Source organism: Bifidobacterium sp. POST2/T3 (B1), assembly GCF_058197115.1.
Genome location: NZ_JBVPQK010000005.1, coordinates 1 through 19,533 on the forward strand (window position 1 = coordinate 1; position 19,533 = coordinate 19,533).

A 19,533-nucleotide genomic window follows, 5' to 3' on the forward strand; every position below is an offset into this window, starting at 1 on the left:
AAGCATCATGCCATCGTCAAGAAGCTCAGCTCGGTGGAGACCCTGGGATCGGCATCAGTCATCTGCTCCGACAAGACAGGGACTCTTACACGCAATGAAATGACCGTTGAACGGGTGGTCGTCCCCTCGGGGCAGGTCAGGCTCACTGGCACCGGGTACGCTCCGGAGGGAACCATGCAGCCGGTCGAGGCCGGAGGTTCCGACGACCGGCCGACGGACACCATCGATTCGACTTTGGCTGAGGCGGTTGAAGAGACCCTGATGGTCGGGACCATCGCCAACGACGGAGACCTTCACTGGCAGGTGGACGAGGCCGAACCGGATTCCCAGGCCCAGTCTGGATCGGGACAGGGTCACTGGCAGATCGTCGGTGATCCCACAGAGGTCTCGCTGATTGTCGCCGCCCGTAAAGTCGGTGCCGATGCCAAGGCTGATGGCTATCGCCGTCTGGCCGAGATTCCCTTCACATCCGAGCGCAAACTCATGTCGGTTCTGGCTGCCCCGAATGATGGCGGCGAAGGGCGATCGCGACTCTTCTGCAAAGGCGCTCCCGATGTGCTGCTTGGCCGATGCGACCGGATTCTCGATGGTGGCCAGGTCAGGTCTATGACTAGTGCCGATAGGGAGAGGATACTTGCCCGGGTCGGCAGCCTCTCGGCGGATGCGTACAGGACTTTGGGACAGGCTTTCCGGCCTATATCCGACCAGGAGCTGTCGGCGTTGACCGAATCCGATGAGGGGGAGGAGCCGTCAAGCACGGTTGGGACAGACCAGGCGGACCAGTTGTCTCAGATATCTCAGCATGCCCCGGCGGTCCGTCTGTCTGCCGACAAGGTGATCCAGGAAGGCACCCGACTTGAGAGCAATCTGATCTGGACGGGCATGGTCGGCATCATCGACCCGCCCCGCACCGAGGTCCGCCAGGCGGTGGACCAGGCTCACAAGGCCGGTATCAGAACGATCATGATCACCGGCGACCATCCGCTCACTGCGGCCAGAATCGCAGGGGACCTGGGTATCATCAAGCCCGGCCAGCCCGCCTGCACCGGCGAGCAGCTGGATGCCATGGACTCGGATCAACTTCGGGAGACCACCTCCAAGGTCTCCGTCTACGCCCGCGTGGCCCCCGAGCACAAGCTGAAAATCGTCGAATCGCTCCAGGACCAGGGCAATGTTGTGGCCATGACCGGCGACGGCGTCAATGATGCCCCCGCTGTCAAGACTGCGGACATAGGCGTGGCCATGGGCATCACCGGGACCGAGGTCACCAAGGAATCGGCCAAGATGATCCTGGCGGACGACAATTTCGCCACCATCGTCCAGGCCGTGCGAGAGGGCCGAGGCATATTCGACAACATACGCAAGTTCTTGCGCTACCTGCTCAGCTCCAACATGGGCGAGGTCTTCACGGTCTTCGGCGGTGTGGTCTTCGCTGGTCTTCTGGGCATATCGCAGCCCGGCATGGCAGGCGTGACCGTGCCGCTGCTGGCCACTCAGCTGCTCTGGATCAACCTCCTGACCGATGCGGCCCCGGCGCTGGCCATGGGCGTGGACCCGCAGACCGACGATCTGATGGATCGCCCTCCTCGATCCATCAACGACCGGGTGATCGACCGGGACATGTGGATTGACATCATCTACATAGGCCTGGTCATGGCTGTGGTCACCCTGATTGGCATGGACATGCACCTGAGCGGCGGCCTCTTCACCGACAGGTCCGTCCAGGCAATCGGTCACGAGGCGCAGATCAGGGAGGCACGGACCATGGGCTTCACCATCCTGGTCTTCGCCCAGCTCTTCAACGCACTGGCCTCCCGCTCCTCCCGCAAGTCGGCCTTCTTGGGTCTCTTCAGCAATCTCTGGCTCTGGGGCGCCATCGGTGTCTCCATACTGCTCCAGCTCCTGGTGATTTACGTGCCCTTCCTGGGCGAGGCCTTCGGCACTGTCCCCCTCCAGCCCCAGGCCTGGCTGGAGTGCATCGCTTTGGCCTCCCTGGTCCTTGTGGCCTCGGAACTGCGCAAACTATTCAACTGGGCAGTCAGACGGGTACGGGCATAACATCGCTTCTTCCTGATGCGGCGACTGCACTCGCTGTCGCCGCATTCAGTGAGGGCACAGTTTGCGCCCTACTTCATCTTCCGCAAAGCCATTATGGATCAGCTGTGTGCCACTTCATCACTCTTTTCCATACAGAGGTAGTGTTGAACAAAATTATCAACATTGACACTGTCGGTTTCATCTGCAGTTTGGCCCATTTTTCAACTTTCCTGCACAATTAGCAACCGTTTGAATGATAAAGGGATACAGAGTGTCGAGGAATGACTATAGCTTTTCGATGTGAATTCGGCCGTATTAGAGCTGGAAAATAGAAGATGACGAAACGCTGATTTGACAGTGAGACTTATTTCTCAATAAAGTGTTACAAACATTAGTCACTATGGCAGTGTTACGGTGTGCGGAGATCCGGTTCAGTGTGAGTGAGGCAACGGTTAGCCTCATCGACCATTAGATGGATGAAGGGACTTGTCAACTCTTATGTTCAACGGAGGAGTATTTTGATTAATACATCCCTGGCTAAGGCTCAAATCTCTCGCAGCTTGACTAGTCTTCGAATGGTTTCGGTAATTGCGATGTCGATTGCACTTTTCCTAATCCAGTATTCGACGACGCATTATGCTGGCTTTCGGTTAGCTCCTGGTCATGAACTGACTTTCCTCAGCGACGTGATGTTATTCAGTTGCGATGGGACTGGATCGGGACTTTATCTATTCATTCTTCCTTTTCTTGCTGCTCTTGTAGGCGGCAGTGTAGCTGCAATCGAGCGGCATAGTCGACGCATGAGTGGAATGCTGGGACGCGAGGGACGCGGCAAAATCATGAACACCTCGCTGGCATCCGGATTTGTTTTGGGAGGCATAGGGGGGTTGAGCCCGCTTTTGATAAACTTGGTTATTGCGGCAATCATGAACCCACACATGAATTTCATCAATGGTGATGTCGCGGATGCCACGGGTTTGGTTGACGGATCCAAATACGTGCTCATTTATTCAGATTCGTGGCTGTATCCGTTGTACCGCTTCAATCAGCCATTGGCTATCCTCACGGTCATGCTAATGGTATTCATTCTTTCGGGCCTGTTCGCAGATATTGCCGTCGCTGCATCGTTCTTTACCACCCATAGGTATGTTGAAGTTCTCATCCCCTTCGTCCTTAGCATGCTCTGGTGGATGCTCCCAGGGATGACCAATTTTCTTGTGCCCGACCAATGGAGCCATATGATATTTCTCTTCCCTGCTCCTGGGGGCGCAGATTCTCGACAACTTGTGCAGATCTTCGTAGGAATGGCCCTTTCGGTATGCCTGCCGGTTGTCATATCGGCCTCACTTGTTGCATTCAAACGAAGCCGAGATGTTTCATGATTAATCATCTGATCTACCTGCGTCGTTCCTCCTTCGGTTCCAAAATGGTTCTTACCGGACTCTTCCTATTTGGCTTTATCTATTGCACGACCCAGTTATTTCTCAACATGGAGAAGGATCCAGTGATGGACTATGTGGGGTTCATGCTCAACTGCCCCACTATCGGAGTATTGCCCGTATTCCTGATGCTGTTATACGCTGGAAGTGCTAGGTATTCGACCTTCGAAATGGTCAGGCGCGATCCGCGTTTGCAGTTGAAAACCAACTTGCTGTGGTGCACACTTGTCGGTATCGTCGGAGCTTTATACACGTGGCTGTTGTTTTTCTTGATTGATTTCCCATTGCAGGGCCAGCAGATAACACCTATGGCTTTGTCTGTTTCCCTGATGGTTCCTGTGCAAATATTCATGATGATTATCTCTGTGGGTCTGGTCTGCCTGCTGCTGAACAACCTTGGAATATCCTGGGGACGATTCCTGCCTATTATCATTGGTTTTTTCGCTATTGCGGATTGGTTGTTGAGTCCACTGGCGGGTAACGCTACTAGGTTTGTATTTTACTTTTGGTACCCTGTTGCTCCTTATTGGAAATTTGTGGTTATACAACAGATTGTCCCTTTCATTATCTATTGCCCGGTTATGGTTCTGGCTAACTCATCAGCTTTCGGTAATACTGATCGACTGGGTGATTGAAATGCACGCGCTACGAAGAGCAATGCAGCAACTTGGACCACGTAACGGTCTGCGGACCCTTATTCTGCTGGCCTTTGCCGTTCTGGTGACCAACTACTATCTCAGTAGGAAACCAAGTAGCATATTTATGGGTATGTACCGTCTCAGTGAAAATCCCCAGGAGTCAAATCTCTTGACTAACATGCACGCCCTGGTTTTCATGATTACTGGAATGGCCCTGCCTCTTGAGCAGCTTTCGGAATACCTGGCTATACCGAATCCGCTGGTCTACATCCGTCAGGATCGGGGGATTCGACATTTCGCCAGTTACCTGGCACTTTTAGCCCTTTACTGCCTGGTCTTTACAGGGATTCAGGTATGCATCGCTTTTGTGGTGATACCTGATCTGGTTCCTGGTCAACTGCTGTCAACCGCTATTTGTGCTGGCCTGACCCTGTTCTGCATGCTTCTTATGGTTAACTGTTCCTATCTTCTGGCAAACCGGGCGGCTGGCTACATTGTTGCTCTCGTTATTTATGCGTCCCTACTGTCTTTTTGGCCGGCTGCGCGGTGGTTTTCCACGGCGCATGCAGGTCCTCTACCCTTATGGCTTCCATCGCTGCTTGCCCTTACGGTCGCGCTGATTGCCGCGAACGCTGTGGCCTGCGATCATCCCCGAATCGCGTGAGTGTCATGAAGCCGCCTCATAGCACAATTAACGCCCATTTGATAAGGAGAACTCCCCATGTTCGTTCATGTTGACAGCCTGAGCAAGACCTACAAAGGTAAGCGGGTGCTCAATCAAGTTGAAGCTGAATTTGATTCAGGACGTATTTATGGCATAGTCGGTCCCAACGGATCGGGCAAGACAATGCTGCTGCGAGCCATATGCGGCTTTATACGGCCGGATTCCGGCAAGGTTACAATTGGAGGTCAGCCTGTGGTTTTCAATCGTCGACTTCCTGAGCCCATCGGCCTGATCATCGAGAACCCGGGGTTTGTGCTCAGTGAAACTGCCATGCAGAACCTCCGTTATCTGGGGAACATCAACCACACTTTTGATGCTGATGAAACTGAACGGCTACTGACTGAATTCAGCCTTGATGGCCATGTGGATGAGAAGGTTAAATCCTATTCGCTGGGCATGCGGCAGAAGCTCGCTATTGTGCAGGCCCTAATGGAACACCAGCGTCTGATTCTGTTGGATGAGCCTACGAATGGTCTGGATGAGCATTCTGTGGGGATCTTCCTGGACGAGATGATCAGGCAGCGCAATCAGGGCAGGACTATAATCATCGCCAGTCACCACCAGGGTGAGCTTAAGCAAATCGCAGATGAATTTTTCCACATGAATGACGGAGCACTTAGCCAGATGCCGTAACGTGCTAGGAGCCTACTTATTCCAATTCCTTTTGGGCTTGACGGTTTTAAGGTTGATACGGGATTCGGTCAGATTCGGTGTCCCTGCCCTGGCTTGCGACTTGTGCGCGTCCATAACCTTATGCTTCCGTCTAACAGTTTGACTCCTGGAGCATGGATCCTGATTCTCGTGCCTGTCCCCGCTTATCCGCATACTGGCAAATATGGGGGACGATGAGCAACAGCATGCAATGGATGTTTTGTCATATTGGTGCGCGGTTGAACTGTTCTCGCCACAAAATTGGAGGGATGACCAGCTCATTGCTTTATCCTCCTCCCGCAACGACGACCACAGGGTAAGCGTTTCTGAGCAGGAGCGACTTCCATGGGATGGCATTCATGCTGATCTTCTCATCGGGCCGGTTGACAATGAGCGTCGTTCCTATACAAACCTCTATAACGACCTGCAGAGCAGGAAAATATACCGGCTGCAGACAGACATGTACGCTCGGCTGACCAAACCCTTCTCATTCGCAGAGGATACCGAGAATTGGCTGCGTGCGCAGGCGGCAAAATCAGGGCTCGACGAACAGACTATAACCGGTCTGCTTGGGGAGACGAACCGGTTATGGCTAGAGGTGGCTGAGCAGCCCGGCCCTCTGCCGGCAGGTACTGAGCTGACGGATTCCATGGTTTCGCGCCTGCTACAGGTGGTGGAAAAGCTGTCAGCAAAGGCCAATCGACCTGGCTCAGCCTGTGCCGTTTATCGCAAGGACTATGACCGTCGATTCGCACGTCGTCCCGTCCACCAGGTGGTAAAACCTGGCGAGAGCTCGGAGCAGCAAGAAGGGGTAGGACGACAAAATCGATGGCTTAGGCATGAACGTTTTCGAATAGCAGTCGGGCTCTCCCAGCGTGTAGTCACGAATGCGCTGTTGAAGGCAGCCAAGCTTGTTCGAGAGCTCTCGCCAGCCGAGGAGACTGCTCAGGATGAGGTGTTACAGGAGCTTGCCCATCGGCAGAGCAAGCGCGCTGGCGGTCCTTCTGCCGTGGCTTCCCTCATGGAGTTCTGCGTAGGGGATGATGGCTGTCTGGTCCCAAGATCGTTGATGCTCTCGCAATATGCCAAAGCGGTTTCCTGCCTGTTCAATCATGAGGGCTGGCCCGATTGCCCGGCTGGGTGGCCACATATCGAAGTATTTGACGATACGGAAAGCAATCTCGAATCCGAATTCAATCGTCTGGCTGGGGAAGACTCTGGGGACGAAGCAGGCCGACCGATGTACAAGGCAGGTCCGGTCGGCAGTTATGAGATCGAAAGCCTCATTGAGCATGCAGCGGATCGGATGGGACTGGATGACCGCGCGGTGAGTAGCTCTCCTCTTTTCGCTCGCGCTGACGGCTCACCTCTGATCAGGGATTATGCCAATTGCCATCTGGAAGCCAGTTCAGAATCGTTGAATGGCGAAATGATGGACTCCTTCTTCCTCGAAGATCTTGAGGACCTTTATCAAAATGGGCCTGAAATATTTTCTGAACCGGTCAGGCAATATCTATCGGTTGGTCATCCTCGACGGCTCGATCTGCAGAAGGACCCCGAAGGGCATCTGGTCGGCGACTTCACGGAACCTGCCAGCATGCCGTTCGGGCGATGGCCAAGTGCTTCCAATCAATTTCAGTCGACAGGCCAGCAGCTGGCGATTAATCAAATACGGGCGGCCTTGGAAGGATATGGCAGCTCATCGCTTCTAGGTGTCAATGGCCCTCCTGGAACAGGCAAGACCACCCTGCTCAAGGATGTGGTGGCCGAGATTATTGTGGCCAGGGCCCGGCGGTTGGCGGAACTCTCCAGTCCTTTGGATATTTTTAAATCTCTGAGGAAGGCCACAGCAGCCTCAAACGAGGACTATGACTACTGGACGCTTAATCCGTCTGTGACCGGCTTTGAGATTGTCATTGCTTCCAGTAATAACAAGGCTGTGGAAAACGTAAGCCGGGATCTGCCCAGTGTCGATGCTATAGACAGCGAGTGGGAATCCTACATTGGGAGTCACTTCAAACAGGCTCCTTGTGGGTTCGCTTTTCGCGACATTGCCGGACATATTGCCGATCGCAATAGTCAGGAGAAAGGGAGCAGCTCTTTAAATACCTCCTCCGCTTGGGCTCTTATATCGGCGGTCTTGGGGAACATGAGCAATAAAAAACAATTCCTGAAGCCCTTCGAACGATTTATAAAGAAATCATTGGAATACGTGCCAGGTGAAAAAGGCAGCGAGGAAAAATGGGTACGGGCCAAGGATGACTTTAATGATGCATTGGAGAAAGAAAAGAGCATTCGCATCAAGAAAATTACCCAGTACAATCTTGCGCGTTCTTATTCAGACTTGTGCAATCAGCGAACTGTGCTATCGACCAAGCTGGAAACTCTCAATGAACTACTTCATGGCATGAAAGCAAACCGCTCAAAGTATGTCAGACAGATTCAATCAGTGGAACAGCAAATGTCGGAGGTTGGCCGGGCTGTCAATAAAGCGCATGCTGTTTGGGAGCAGGCTGATAGCATTTGTCAGGTTCACTTGTCTTATTGGAAGGCGCATCCTTTAAGGTCGTTTTTCCACAGCCACGAAAGGCAGCAGGATGAGCTTAGGGTACGTACTGATCTGGAGCAGGCACGTCGTGCAAAGCAACATTTTGATCAGCAGGCCAGCACGGCCCATCAGCGGTTGCAGTCCCTCTACAGAGGGTTGGAAGTCGGTGATCAGAAGTTAGGGGAATGCGAAACACAGATTACGATCTTGGACAAAACGTTGAAAGACCTAGAGCAGCAGATTACTGAGGCTGAGCAGGTTCAGTGGCCTAGGCCCGACATTGACGATGATCATGTTGTGTGGATGGACCGGGAATGGAGCAAGGCGCGGACGGAGGTTTACATCAATGCGCTAGCTCTTCACCAGCAGGCCGTCATAGGTGCTTCCTACCGATTCAAGTGTAATCTTTCCCTCGTTTGCGCCGTGATGCAGTCGAATAGCTTTACGGATGAAGAGAGACTGGTGGCTTGGCAGACCTTATTCCTGGTGATCCCGGTCGTTTCCTCGTCCTTTGCTTCAATATCCAGAATGTTTTCGGGGATAGGCAAGGAGGCGCTCGGCTGGGCGATTGTGGATGAGGCTGGACAAGCCCTGCCCCAGGCTGCTGCCGGTCTGCTGCAGCGCGTGAAACATGCGGTTGCAGTTGGAGATCCTATGCAGCTTCAGCCCGTGGATACCATGCCCAAGCCGATGCGTGAACTTCTGGCGAGCACCCATCATCTCCAGCGCCTGGGACTGGAGTCCGAAAGTATGCAGGCCTTGGTTGATTACCAGACGCCTTGTGGCCTTTTGGACGAGACGGATGACCATTGGCTGGGGATGCCTTTGGTGGTCCATCGGCGCTGCGATGAGCCTATGTTCTCCATGTGCAACGATATGGCCTACTCTGGCAGGATGGTTCGTGTAGGGCCGGAGCATCAGCCCTGCGCATATTCGTCCGGACCCCATGCGGGCGATGAGCTGCCGGCCTCCTGCTGGTACGATGTGCCGCCGAAATTCGGCGAAGCCGGGAGAACGCAGTGGAGGCCGCAGGAAGGCTGCGAACTTCGCAAGCGTCTGTGCGGGCTCTTCCAGGGCGGGATCGACCCCACCAATATTCTGGTCATCGCTCCGTTCAGGGCTGTGGCTAACGGGGTGTGCGACACCTTTGCGGATGCCTTGCGGCGATGCACTGGTTGCAACAGCAGCGAGGCGAACCGGCTGGCATCAAGCCAGGCCGGAACCGTACACACCTCCCAGGGGCGGGAAGCTGATGTGGTCTTCATCGTCCTTGGCAGCAGAGTTGGCAGGCGTGGAGAAGGCTCTCGTTCATGGGTTAACGGGTCGCCCAATCTGCTCAACGTCGCTGTGTCGCGAGCTAAGCGCCGTGTCTATGTGGTCGGCAACCTCGCTGATTGGAAGAATGGAACCTATACGTCCAGGATTGCAAAGGACCTGCCGGTGGAGGCGAGCGCAGAAAACTGAGTGGGGTGGGAAAGGTGCAGCCAGAATTCCTTTAATTACAGCATGCTATTTCTGGTCTGTAAGTCCAATATCTCTGCTTCAGATTAAAAAGTGAGGCAGGGGCATTAGTGACTTTGCCTTACGCTTTGGTTGCTTATTTGCTCTTGTTCGGTGGCTTCCAGGTAGGGTCGGAGTGGCAATCGGCCCACAGCTTCTGACGTAGCATGGCTATAATCAATCAGCGGCGTGGTTCCAAAGATGCTCTTGCCGAAAGGTGATTGCAGCCAAGCCCAGCGTCAACCGAGTGCATAATTTGCTTGCACAAGGTTAAGAAGATTACAGAGTCAGGCTGGCTCGCATTCTGACAGTTAAGGGATTGCCTCAGAAAGCGGTTACCCCTGTCAGACCGGGGCTTGGACGACCTTGAGTCTGTTTTCCAGGAGCAGTTTGTGCATGAGGTTACGGCCGTGGTCCTTGTTGTCCAAAGTTTGCCCATATGTGGTGATGAGTCGGTTGACTTTCTCGAACATCTCTTCCTGTGCGTTTTCTCCTGCCGTATTTCCATTCTCCCTATCAGCGTCGTTCTCATTCGAGCGGTTTTGGTTGTAGTAGAAGACCAGTCGGGTATCGCTTCCGTACAGGTTCACTTCATCAAAGATGGCTTGGAAGTACGAGTAATCAGGGTCACCCAGGGAATGGCCGAAGAACTTAATCATGTTGGTTTCACTGCCTGGTTGTCCGCTTACATGGGGATGGACCAGTTCGGTCTTGCGGCCCTTGCCCAGTGCCATGAGCCTATAGGTCTTGGTGAATTTGACCAGACCTGGGTAATTGGAATCATCGGTATCGACGCTGTTGCTATCGATTCCGAAAACGATGCCCCCGCCATGTATGTTCCCGTGGATGTTGATGAGGGTAGGTGCGGGTTTGATGCCGTAGATGGGGTCGGTGTAATTGAAATCAAGTATTCTCACATTATTGAAAGAGCTTCCGAATGAGATGTCCCCACCTATTTTGTATGTGTTATTGACGAGCAGAGAATCATAATCGTTTAGTTGATCATTCATGAGCCCATCTAGTAAAAGACAGGCATGGTTACAGTAATTTTTGTTGCCAGCGACTTCATTTTCCATATAATTCGAGAAAGCTGTTTCTAAGCGATGGAGCTCCTGCATCATAACTTTCATAATCGAATCATCGTCAGCATCGCATTTATACCATTTGAGCAATAGCTTAGCGACCTGTTGGTCCACTGACAGTTGTTCAAATTTGGTATCATTAAGACAGTTGTTCAAATTTGCCATTGCGACGAAGTCTTCGATGGATACTGGTTGTTTTGTTACTTCTATATATTGCGAGTATACATTTCTTACTGCTCGTAACTGATTCTCACCAGGACGTTGATGGCCTTCCGCGTAGCCCGTGAGCCAGTCTCTGATACAAGCTTCCACGTCATACCATGTTCGTACCTGTTCGTCTGCGATAAGAATAAGATCCCAAGCAGTAATTCCCTGAGCCCGGAAATCAGCAGCCAGAGATTTACCTGGTTGCTCTTGATCGTCACTAGGCGTCAGAGATATGCCACCTACATAGCCCTTGTGCGCATAAGTTCGTATGATTGTGCTAATCATATATTTGCGTGGGTTCTCGAAAGCCTCAAATGTCGAAGCTAGCCCGCACTGAAGGTCAAAACCATTGCCGAGGATTACCAACTGATCAGGAACCGGCATGACATCCCTTCCTATTGCCTAATCATCGAGATATCTAAATATGCATAATAATCTCCTGATATAACGCATGGAATAAACCGGATAAATCGGTCTCATCTGCATGTACGCCGAGTTGGTTTGTGTAATGCCCCCGAGAACAGACCATCACGGATTCGTAACATGTTTGAGTTCGTATAAGTTGTTATAAGCAATGGAGGAGGAAGTGCGGGCTTCCTACATCGGGACAAGCATCTGTTCAGAGGGATTCCAAAGACCGGAAAAGGGCTGTATGCTAACTACTTCAAGTAATTAAAAGAGACTTTTTGCTAAGGGTCAGTGAGTAAATGTATAACGGAATATGTAATCTCTGGTGGCGTTAACTGTGCATTTCTTCAATCTGATCAGCTTTCCGTATGCAGTCTGTGCCGATAACCTTCGAAGAATATAGATAAGGGATTTAAATGGTGCCTGGCTTTCTTCACTGTAGTTGTAGCAGTCGAATCGGGTCCGGTTATGCCCACATAGGGAAAAGGCATTGTGCATGTTTTGAACCTGCCTAAAAGCTGTGAGTATTAGTCGAACGGGTCGAGCTTGGCAAAGACATCACTGAGGATAAACAAGGATGAATGAATCCATCGCTCTCACACCATGAAGCAACAGATGGGTGTTATTGCTGTCAGCTATGCACATTGATGCATTACCATGTACTGCAATTTTGTATTAAAGTATGAAATCTCCTGTATTTTTGCACCTTAATACAAAATTGTAGATAACAAGGAAGGTGGGCTCCGATGGAGAAGATGTCTCAGGTTACGGTGCGTATATCCGATGCAGACAAGCAACAGGTGGATCATATCGTGAAGGAGCTTGGTCTGGATATGACTACGGTCACCAGAGCCTTTTACAAGCAGATTATTCGGGAGCAGCGGGTGCCCTTGGACTTCAGCTTGGGCCTACCTGTCGAAACCGAAGAAGCCTTGGAGGAATCGCGCCTTCTAGCCATGAGGGGGAAGACTAAGGGGTATGCCACAGGAAAGGACCTGGTGGATGGCGTGCTGGCAACTGCTGGCGTGGACCGATGAGGCTTGCGCTGGTTCCCACTGGTGCTTTCGCGAGGGATTTGAAGCGCATGGCTCGCAAGCACGTCCCATTAGAGCCGGTCGAGGAGGTGCTAGATCTGATAGCAGAGAATTCCGAAGCATCGCTTCGTACTTTAGAGGCGCGTCATCGAATGCATATACTGCAAGGTTATGCAGCAGTATATGAATGCCATATAGGCAATGCTGGAGATTTGCTGCTGGTGTGGCATAGGGAGGGCGATGCCGCCTATATACTGCGACTGGGATCCCACGATCAGGTGCTGGGCAGGCGCGGCAGATACTGAGCTTCAGCAAATGGATCAAGGCTATGCATACGAAGCCTTGCCTACTATTGCGCAGGCGGATGGCCCTAATGGTTGCTGTGTGAGGGTTGTGATACCTGGGCATTGAATCAGATCTCGTGTTCTCGTGGGATTGATCTTTTACGGAACCTAGTAACTGGTATTAAATAATCGGCAATCCAAAGTGCCCCCCGTGGGATTCGAACCCACAACCCACGACTTAAAAGGACGCTGCTCTAACCATTGAGCCAGAGGGGCAACATGGCACAGTATACCTCATACTTGGCCGACGGCACATCGTGACGGCCTGTCCACCGGATGACCCCATCGGGCCTGGTTCCTGACGGCTGACCCTCCCGATTGCCAGACTCGTCGCTGCCTGAAGTTCGGCCCGTCCCTTTGCTAGTGTGGTGCAGGAGTACACCGCGTTGAATGACCATCACGGGACTTCGGGGAAAGGTTGAAGCCTCTGCCGACGGAGCGCAAGACAAGGAAGACAAGCACCATGCTCACACATCACCCATCCACATTCACCCCTCTTGACGGGGCTTGGACCATGACAGCCCTCAATCCTCAGGTGGCGCCGGAGGATCTACGCGATCGTCTGGCCAATGGGGTCGAGGCCCGAGTACCGGGGGAGGCGACCATGGACCTCCTCCGTGCCGGCCTGATCGGTGACCCCTATGACGGGGACAATGAACAGGCCCAACAGTGGATCGGGGATGTGGATTGGCAGTTCACCTGCCGGTTCGACTGGCACGACGACGGTTCGCAGCGTCACGACCTGGTGGCCTACGGACTGGACACGGTAGCCGCACTGGAACTCAACGGCCGACCGGTTGGCAGCACCCAGAACGCCTACCGCTCCTACCGGTGGGATGTGCGCGATCTACTCAAGGAGGGGGGAAACACGCTGGTCGTCTCCTTCACCTCTCCCGTCCGCGAGGGGGAGAGACGGCAGGCGATTCTGGGTTACTACCCTCATGACAACCACCCCTTCAACCAGCTCCGGAAAGCGGCCTCGTCCTTCGGATGGGACTGGGGAATCGACGTGGCCAATGCTGGAATCTGGCAACCCATAGGCATCGATTCCTGGTCCGGTGTCAGAATTGCCCAGGTTCGCCCGCTGGTAGATGTCGACGACCAGGGCGAGGGCCTGCTCACCGTGGATGTGGATTTGGAACGCGCCGGTGGTCGCGGCAGATCCGGCATCGATGAGACGGCCCGGCCTGGCACCCAGTCTGTTGGGATACCTGTGCGGGTCCATCTCGGTGGCAACGGAGCCGACGTCCAGGCGTGCTCCTACCTCCGTGCCGGCGCGGACACGGTCCGCCTGGTCCTCAGGGTGCCGGATGTACAGCTCTGGTGGCCCCTGGGCTATGGTGACCACCCCCTCTACACAGTCGATGTCACGGCAGGTCAGGAGGAGACGGCCGCCGGGTCCCATGAATCCCGTCCCCAGGCCATGTGGGCAGGCCGGGTGGGTTTCCGCACGGTCAGTGTGGACACAGCGGCCGACGAGAACGGCCGTCCCTTCCGCATATCCGTCAATGGAGTACCGGTGCATGCCCACGGTTACAACTGGATTCCCGACGATGCTTTCATGACCCGGATGAACAGGGATCGCTACCAACGCCGGATGAAGGACCTGGTCGAGTCCAATTCCAACATGGTCAGGATCTGGGGAGGTGGATACTACGAGTCCGATGACTTCTATGACATGGCGGACGAGAACGGGGTGATGGTCTGGCAGGACTTCATGTTCGCCTGCGCCGCCTACCCGGAGGACCCGGATAACTGGTCAGAGGTTGAGGCGGAGGCCCGGGAGCAGATCGGCCGGCTCTCCCCGCACCCCAGCCTGGTCGTATGGAACGGATCCAACGAGAACTACACGGCCTATGCCGACTGGGGCGGGTTCAAGAACGCTCTGGCCGACCCCTCGGCCGCCCCCAACGCGTACGGCTACGGGGAACGCCCTTGGGGTGATGGATACTATTCGGATCTTTTCCCCCGTCTATTCGCACAGCTGGATCCGACCAGGATCTACCTGCCGAGTTCCCCGATGAGTTTCACCAAGTACACCTCGCCCAACAAGGACAACGACGGGACCGTGCACATCTGGGATGTGTGGAACAACAAGGACTACAGGGCCTACAGGGATTACAAGCCCCGCTTCGCTGACGAATTTGGATACCAGGCGCCTCCTGCCTGGAGCACCCTGACCCGAGTGGTGCATGACAGCCCCTTGGACCCCTTCGGTACCCAAATGTTGGTCCATCAGAAGGCCATCGATGGCAACATCAAGCTCTCCCGGGGTATGCGTTCCCACCTGACTCCGGGTGACTTCTATGACATCAGTTACGGCGGCGTGGTCAACGGTCATCGTTCGGATGGGCCACATTCCTGGCTGATTCCCAGTGACCGCTGGGAGGACATTGAGGACTGGCACTGGGCCTGTCAGCTGCAGCAGGCACAGGCCATCCGATTCGGGGTGGAGTACATGCGCTCGCTGGAGCCGGTGAATGCCGGCACCCTGGTCTGGCAGCTCAATGACGACTGGCCGGTGATCTCGTGGGCGGCGGTGGACTATGACGGGCATCGCAAGCCCCTCTGGTTCGCCTCGCGCGATTTCTTCGCTCCTCGCCTAGCCTCCATTCAGCCCGAGGTCTCAAAGGCCTACCGGGCTGAGCACAGTTGGGCTGGCATGCCTGTTGCCCCCGACCAGCTGGCCCTGGTCATTGTCAACGACACCCGTCAGGACTGGGAAGGCCAGTGGCGGGTGGAGCGCCGCCGCCTGGATGGAACCGTTCTGGCCGATCAAATCGCCCGGGTCTCTATACCGGCAGGAGGACAGGCCCAGGTGGTTCTGGAGGCCGCCGTGGCTACCTTCGGCGACCCTGCCCAGGAGATTCTCGTGGCTAATTCCGACCAACCAGGTTTTGCTAGGGCCATTTACAATCCGGCTGAGGTTGTCGACCAGGCCCTCCGGCCCGACCCCCTCGAAGCCTCTATTGAGGCAGAGGAACGCGGCTACCGACTGACCCTGACCGCTCGGACATATGCCCGTGACGTCTTCTGCATGGTGGACAAGGTGGACCCTGCTGCCTCAATCGACGGCGGCATGGCCACCCTCCTTCCCGGGGAGTCGGTCGTCTGGCACATCACCTCGGCTCCTGTGGACAATCCTGAGGCCTTTTTGTCTCCCAAGGTTCTGCGGACAGCCAACGATTTGCATCGTCAGCAGTTGTGAGCATCCTTCCGAGGGGAAGGTGAATGGTGTCCCCTCCGATTCATGCTTCATGCGTGTCAATTCCTTTCGTAGTAATTGTGAGGTAAGTTAATTAATTGGGTCTCGGCTGCCCGATGGGGTATGAGCAGACTCGGACAAAGAAGTGCAAAGACCCGCCAGGAGACCGCAGACCCAGGCAACCCACCGACAAGACGAATTCCAAGGAAGGATTCCGATGAATCTGGATTATCTCGCCAATATCAAGCCATCCCGCCGTCAGCTCGATTGGCAGCGCATGGAGATGTATGCCTTCATGCACTTTGGCATGAACACGATGACCGACCGCGAATGGGGCCTGGGTCACGAGGATCCCGCCCTCTTCAACCCGGCGGACCTGGACTGCGACCAGTGGATGGAGACCTTTAAAGCTGCTGGCATGACGGGGGTGATCCTCACCTGTAAGCACCACGACGGCTTCTGCCTCTGGCCCAGTGCTTACACCAAGCACAGCGTGGCCAGCTCTCCCTGGAAGGGAGGCAATGGCGATGTGGTCCGCGAGGTCTCCCAGGCTGCCCGCCGTCACGGACTCAAATTCGGTGTCTACCTGTCCCCCTGGGACAGGACCGAGGCCGCTTACGGGCAGGGCAAGGCCTATGACGACTACTATGTCAACCAGCTGATAGAACTCCTTACCCACTACGGACCCATCTTCAGTGTCTGGATGGATGGGGCCAATGGTGAGGGGCCCAACGGCAAGACCCAGGCCTATGACTGGCAACGCTACTTCAATGTAATCAGGGCCCTTCAGCCGGAAGCGGTCATCAGTATCTGCGGACCTGATGTCCGCTGGTGTGGCAACGAGGCCGGCAAGGCACGCGAGAACGAATGGAGTGTGGTTCCAGCCCCGCTCCGCCACGCAGAGTGGAAGATGGGCAAGGGGGAACTGGACCAACTTGCCAGCCCCGGTTGGTCCAAGCGCTCTGAAGATGATGACCTGGGCAGCCGCAAGGTTCTTGAGCAGTACGGCGGCCCTCTGGTCTGGTACCCGGCTGAGGTTGACACCTCCATCCGGCCTGGCTGGTTCCACCATGCCAGTGAGGACGGCAAGGTGCGCACAGCTGACGAACTTTTCGACATCTGGTCCAACACTGTCGGCGGGAACGCCAATCTCCTGCTCAATGTGCCGCCGAACGCCCAGGGGAAGATCAGCCAGCCCGACGTTGATTCCCTGACCGGTCTGGGCCGCAGGATCCGGGAATTCTGGCAGGGGGCCGTCACCGAGGGTGCCAAGGTGTCCGTCTCCTCCAATGCCTGCGGGAGTGACCCACAGGCCCTCCTGTCCACCGATGTGGACTCCGGCTGGTGGCTGGCCGGTGCGGATGATGAGCATCCCACCGTTGCCATTGATTTCGACCGCCCCCGGCAGGTGGATGGGCTCGTTCTTCGCGAGCACATCGAGGTAGGCCAGCGGGTGGAGCAGGTCGTCATCAGTGCCGAACTTGACGGTGAACTCCGCCAGGTGGCAGAAGTAGGGGCCGTTGGGTATCAGCACTTCACACAGGTCGGCCCGCTGACCACCAGCCACCTGGAGGTCAGCGTGACCAGGTCACGTGGTCCCGTGGCTCTGGACACCTGCCTGATCCGCGAGGGAAGCGGGCGATGAGCTAGGCGGCATCGGCGGTTGGAGGATTTACGTCTCCCTGGACCAGGCGGAGCGTTACTGGATCGCCGACTGTCGGAGGCAGGACCGCCGAGGCTATTCGGGGGAACAGCCAGGGCAAGCCAACCGAACGCTACTGGATTATCCGCTAGGCAAGTGGAGCAGGGGCCGGGACCGCGGGCTTCCGGCTGTCTGCCCCACTGAGGACCGTCACGGCAACCGGGCCCCAGAGTACGGGTGCATATGAAAACCCTAGTGCTCGACCAATAAATCAATTGAATTGATAAAATAGGTCGAGCATAGCTGAGGATCCTGCCTGTCTGGCGGCTACTCCTTCATCCGACAGATAACTGACTCGCTCGGGTTCGCCCGCTTCGGCCCCAGCGTGACGGTCTATCTTAAGGCCTCCTTCGTCGAAAGCCAGAAGGCCACGGAGAAGGTGGTCACAGGGCTCTCAACCGTCAGGAAAGCCGCTCATTCATGGGATTGGGCGGTAATGGTGCTGGTGGGAGAGGGCCAGGTTGAGACTCACCCCTGACAGGGTGAGGGAGACTTGCAATCTCCAAATAAATCATTTAAATTGATTAAATCGATCCTACCGAAGGATAAGAAGTCGAAGATGCCATATTCCAAGGTAGGGCCGTACAAGTGCAAAGGAGCAAGATGGGCAAGAAAATGAAGAAGTCGCTGGGTCTGACGGCTTTGGCGGTAGTTGTGTCGCTCTGTTTGTCCGCCTGTGGTGGGTCGTCCTCTTCCGCGGGGGGGGGGGGGTGACTCCATAAAAGTCATCTATCAGAAGACTGATCAGTTCACTCAGTTTGATACACAGGTAAAAAAGGCAAAGAAGATATTCGAAAAGGAGCACCCGGGCAAGAAGGTCGACCTGCAGCCTATTTCGGCGCAGGAATCCGATTACAAGACCAAGCTCTCCCTGTCACAGCGGTCGCCTGCGACCGCACCGGATGTCCTCTACCAGGATTCTGACAGTCTGCAGGCCGATGCCGATGCCGGCTACCTCTACAACATCAAGCCCTTCGTGGACAAGTGGGAGGACTGGAACAAGTACTACATCGAGAGCGCCAAGAAGATCGGCACAGGCCGTGACGGTGTCTACGGGGTCCCCGCCGACACTGACACCAGGGTCATCTGGTACAACAAGCACGTCTTCGAAAAGGCGGGTATTCCTATTCCCTGGCAGCCGCACACCTGGCAGGACCTGCTGGACACAGCGGCTACGATCAAGGCCAAGGTGCCGGGTGTGGTCCCCATGAACATGTTCGCCGGGACGGCCATCGGCGAGGGGACATCCATGCAGAGCTTCTATCAATTGCTGTACGGAACCAAGCAGGGAAACAAGGCCCTGATGGACGTCAAGACGGGGAAGTGGACCATCGGTTCCCAAGGGTTCAAGGATTCGCTGAACTTCCTCAAGACCATATATGACAAGGGCTATGCCCCCACTCCGGCCCAGGCGCAGGATGTGAATATCGGCGGGACGATCAGTATGGATTGGCTTCCCAATGACAAGATCGGCTTTACCTTGGACGGCAGCTGGCTGCCCTCCACATGGATTAAAGGCGGGTCCAAGGAGTGGCCGGATTACGAAAAGACTTTGGGGGCTGCCCTCTTCCCTAGCAAGACCGGTGCGAAACCAGAATACGTCACCTCTTCCGGCGGGTGGACCCTGGCTGTTGGCGGCAAGTCCAAGAACCCGGAGCTCGCTTTCGAGTTCATCAAGCTCCTAGGCAACAGGGAGTTTTCATTGGAGAAGGACATCAAGGAGTCCAAGATCGCGGTCAGGTCCGACGTGGCCAAGGATCCCAAGTATCTGGCCACCAACGCCTTCACGGAGATCACTACCAAGGCACTGGATTACACCCATGTCCGCCCCAGCGTGAGCGAGTACCCCAAGGTTTCGGCTGAAATCCAGAAGGCTACTGAGCAGGTGGTGACCGGCGGAATGTCGGTAGACGAGGCCGCCAAGGCCTACGACCAAGCGGTAACAGGCATCGTCGGCCAGGACAAGGTTGCAACCAGGGAATAGGACCTGGTGATCGGTCGGGCGCGGCCTGCT

General features: G+C 55.1%; 12 protein-coding genes and 1 tRNA gene. 11 read left to right on the plus strand and 2 right to left on the minus strand.

The window, feature by feature from the left end:
• The 6 genes from AC0AP0_RS00650 to AC0AP0_RS00675 form a co-directional block, all read left to right on the plus strand.
• On the plus strand, positions 1–2,058 hold a 2,058-nt coding region (locus tag AC0AP0_RS00650; RefSeq protein ID WP_490428863.1), incomplete at its 5' end, for a cation-translocating P-type ATPase.
• A 497-nt stretch (positions 2,059–2,555) separates the two neighbouring features.
• Entirely contained in the window at positions 2,556–3,419 is an 864-nt protein-coding gene (locus AC0AP0_RS00655) for an ABC transporter permease (RefSeq protein ID WP_198205804.1), read from the plus strand.
• Entirely contained in the window at positions 3,416–4,111 is a 696-nt protein-coding gene (locus AC0AP0_RS00660; RefSeq protein ID WP_110417762.1) for a beta-carotene 15,15'-monooxygenase, read from the plus strand. The genes AC0AP0_RS00655 and AC0AP0_RS00660 overlap by 4 nt, the downstream gene beginning before the upstream one ends.
• Positions 4,104–4,778: a hypothetical protein gene (locus tag AC0AP0_RS00665; RefSeq protein ID WP_198205803.1), complete on the plus strand. Its 675-nt coding sequence runs from the start codon at positions 4,104–4,106 to the stop codon at positions 4,776–4,778. The genes AC0AP0_RS00660 and AC0AP0_RS00665 overlap by 8 nt, the downstream gene beginning before the upstream one ends.
• A 57-nt stretch (positions 4,779–4,835) precedes the next feature.
• Positions 4,836–5,471: an ABC transporter ATP-binding protein gene (locus AC0AP0_RS00670; RefSeq protein ID WP_045935895.1), complete on the plus strand. Its 636-nt coding sequence runs from the start codon at positions 4,836–4,838 to the stop codon at positions 5,469–5,471.
• Positions 5,472–5,673: 202 nt separating this feature from the next.
• Positions 5,674–9,501: an AAA domain-containing protein gene (locus tag AC0AP0_RS00675; RefSeq protein WP_313840908.1), complete on the plus strand. Its 3,828-nt coding sequence runs from the start codon at positions 5,674–5,676 to the stop codon at positions 9,499–9,501.
• Positions 9,502–9,881: 380 nt separating this feature from the next.
• On the opposite strand, the gene AC0AP0_RS00680 is transcribed toward AC0AP0_RS00675, so the two are convergent.
• A complete protein-coding gene (locus AC0AP0_RS00680) occupies positions 9,882–11,210 on the minus strand; it encodes an AbiH family protein (RefSeq protein WP_313840907.1) in 1,329 nt (442 codons plus the stop codon).
• A gap of 779 nt (positions 11,211–11,989) precedes the next feature.
• Here AC0AP0_RS00680 and AC0AP0_RS00685 point away from each other — a divergent pair.
• Together AC0AP0_RS00685 and AC0AP0_RS00690 are read left to right on the plus strand one after the other, a co-directional pair.
• Positions 11,990–12,271, plus strand: coding sequence for a type II toxin-antitoxin system RelB/DinJ family antitoxin (locus AC0AP0_RS00685; protein ID WP_046323923.1), 282 nt, complete (start codon positions 11,990–11,992; stop codon positions 12,269–12,271).
• Entirely contained in the window at positions 12,268–12,573 is a 306-nt protein-coding gene (locus tag AC0AP0_RS00690) for a type II toxin-antitoxin system RelE/ParE family toxin (protein WP_052733387.1), read from the plus strand. The genes AC0AP0_RS00685 and AC0AP0_RS00690 overlap by 4 nt, the downstream gene beginning before the upstream one ends.
• Before the next feature lie 182 nt (positions 12,574–12,755).
• On the opposite strand, the gene AC0AP0_RS00695 is transcribed toward AC0AP0_RS00690, so the two are convergent.
• Positions 12,756–12,828 (minus strand) — tRNA-Lys (locus tag AC0AP0_RS00695).
• Between the two features lie 247 nt (positions 12,829–13,075).
• Between AC0AP0_RS00695 and AC0AP0_RS00700 the strand changes: the two genes are divergently transcribed.
• The 3 genes from AC0AP0_RS00700 (at position 13,076) to AC0AP0_RS00710 (ending at position 19,503) form a co-directional block, all read left to right on the plus strand.
• Positions 13,076–15,820 (plus strand): glycoside hydrolase family 2 protein, encoded by a 2,745-nt coding sequence (locus AC0AP0_RS00700; protein ID WP_490428868.1) that lies wholly within the window; start codon positions 13,076–13,078, stop codon positions 15,818–15,820.
• A 214-nt stretch (positions 15,821–16,034) separates the two neighbouring features.
• Positions 16,035–17,462, plus strand: coding sequence for an alpha-L-fucosidase (locus tag AC0AP0_RS00705; protein ID WP_490428869.1), 1,428 nt, complete (start codon positions 16,035–16,037; stop codon positions 17,460–17,462).
• A gap of 733 nt (positions 17,463–18,195) precedes the next feature.
• Positions 18,196–19,503: an extracellular solute-binding protein gene (locus AC0AP0_RS00710; protein WP_490428871.1), complete on the plus strand. Its 1,308-nt coding sequence runs from the start codon at positions 18,196–18,198 to the stop codon at positions 19,501–19,503.
• Positions 19,504–19,533: the final 30 nt, after the last annotated feature.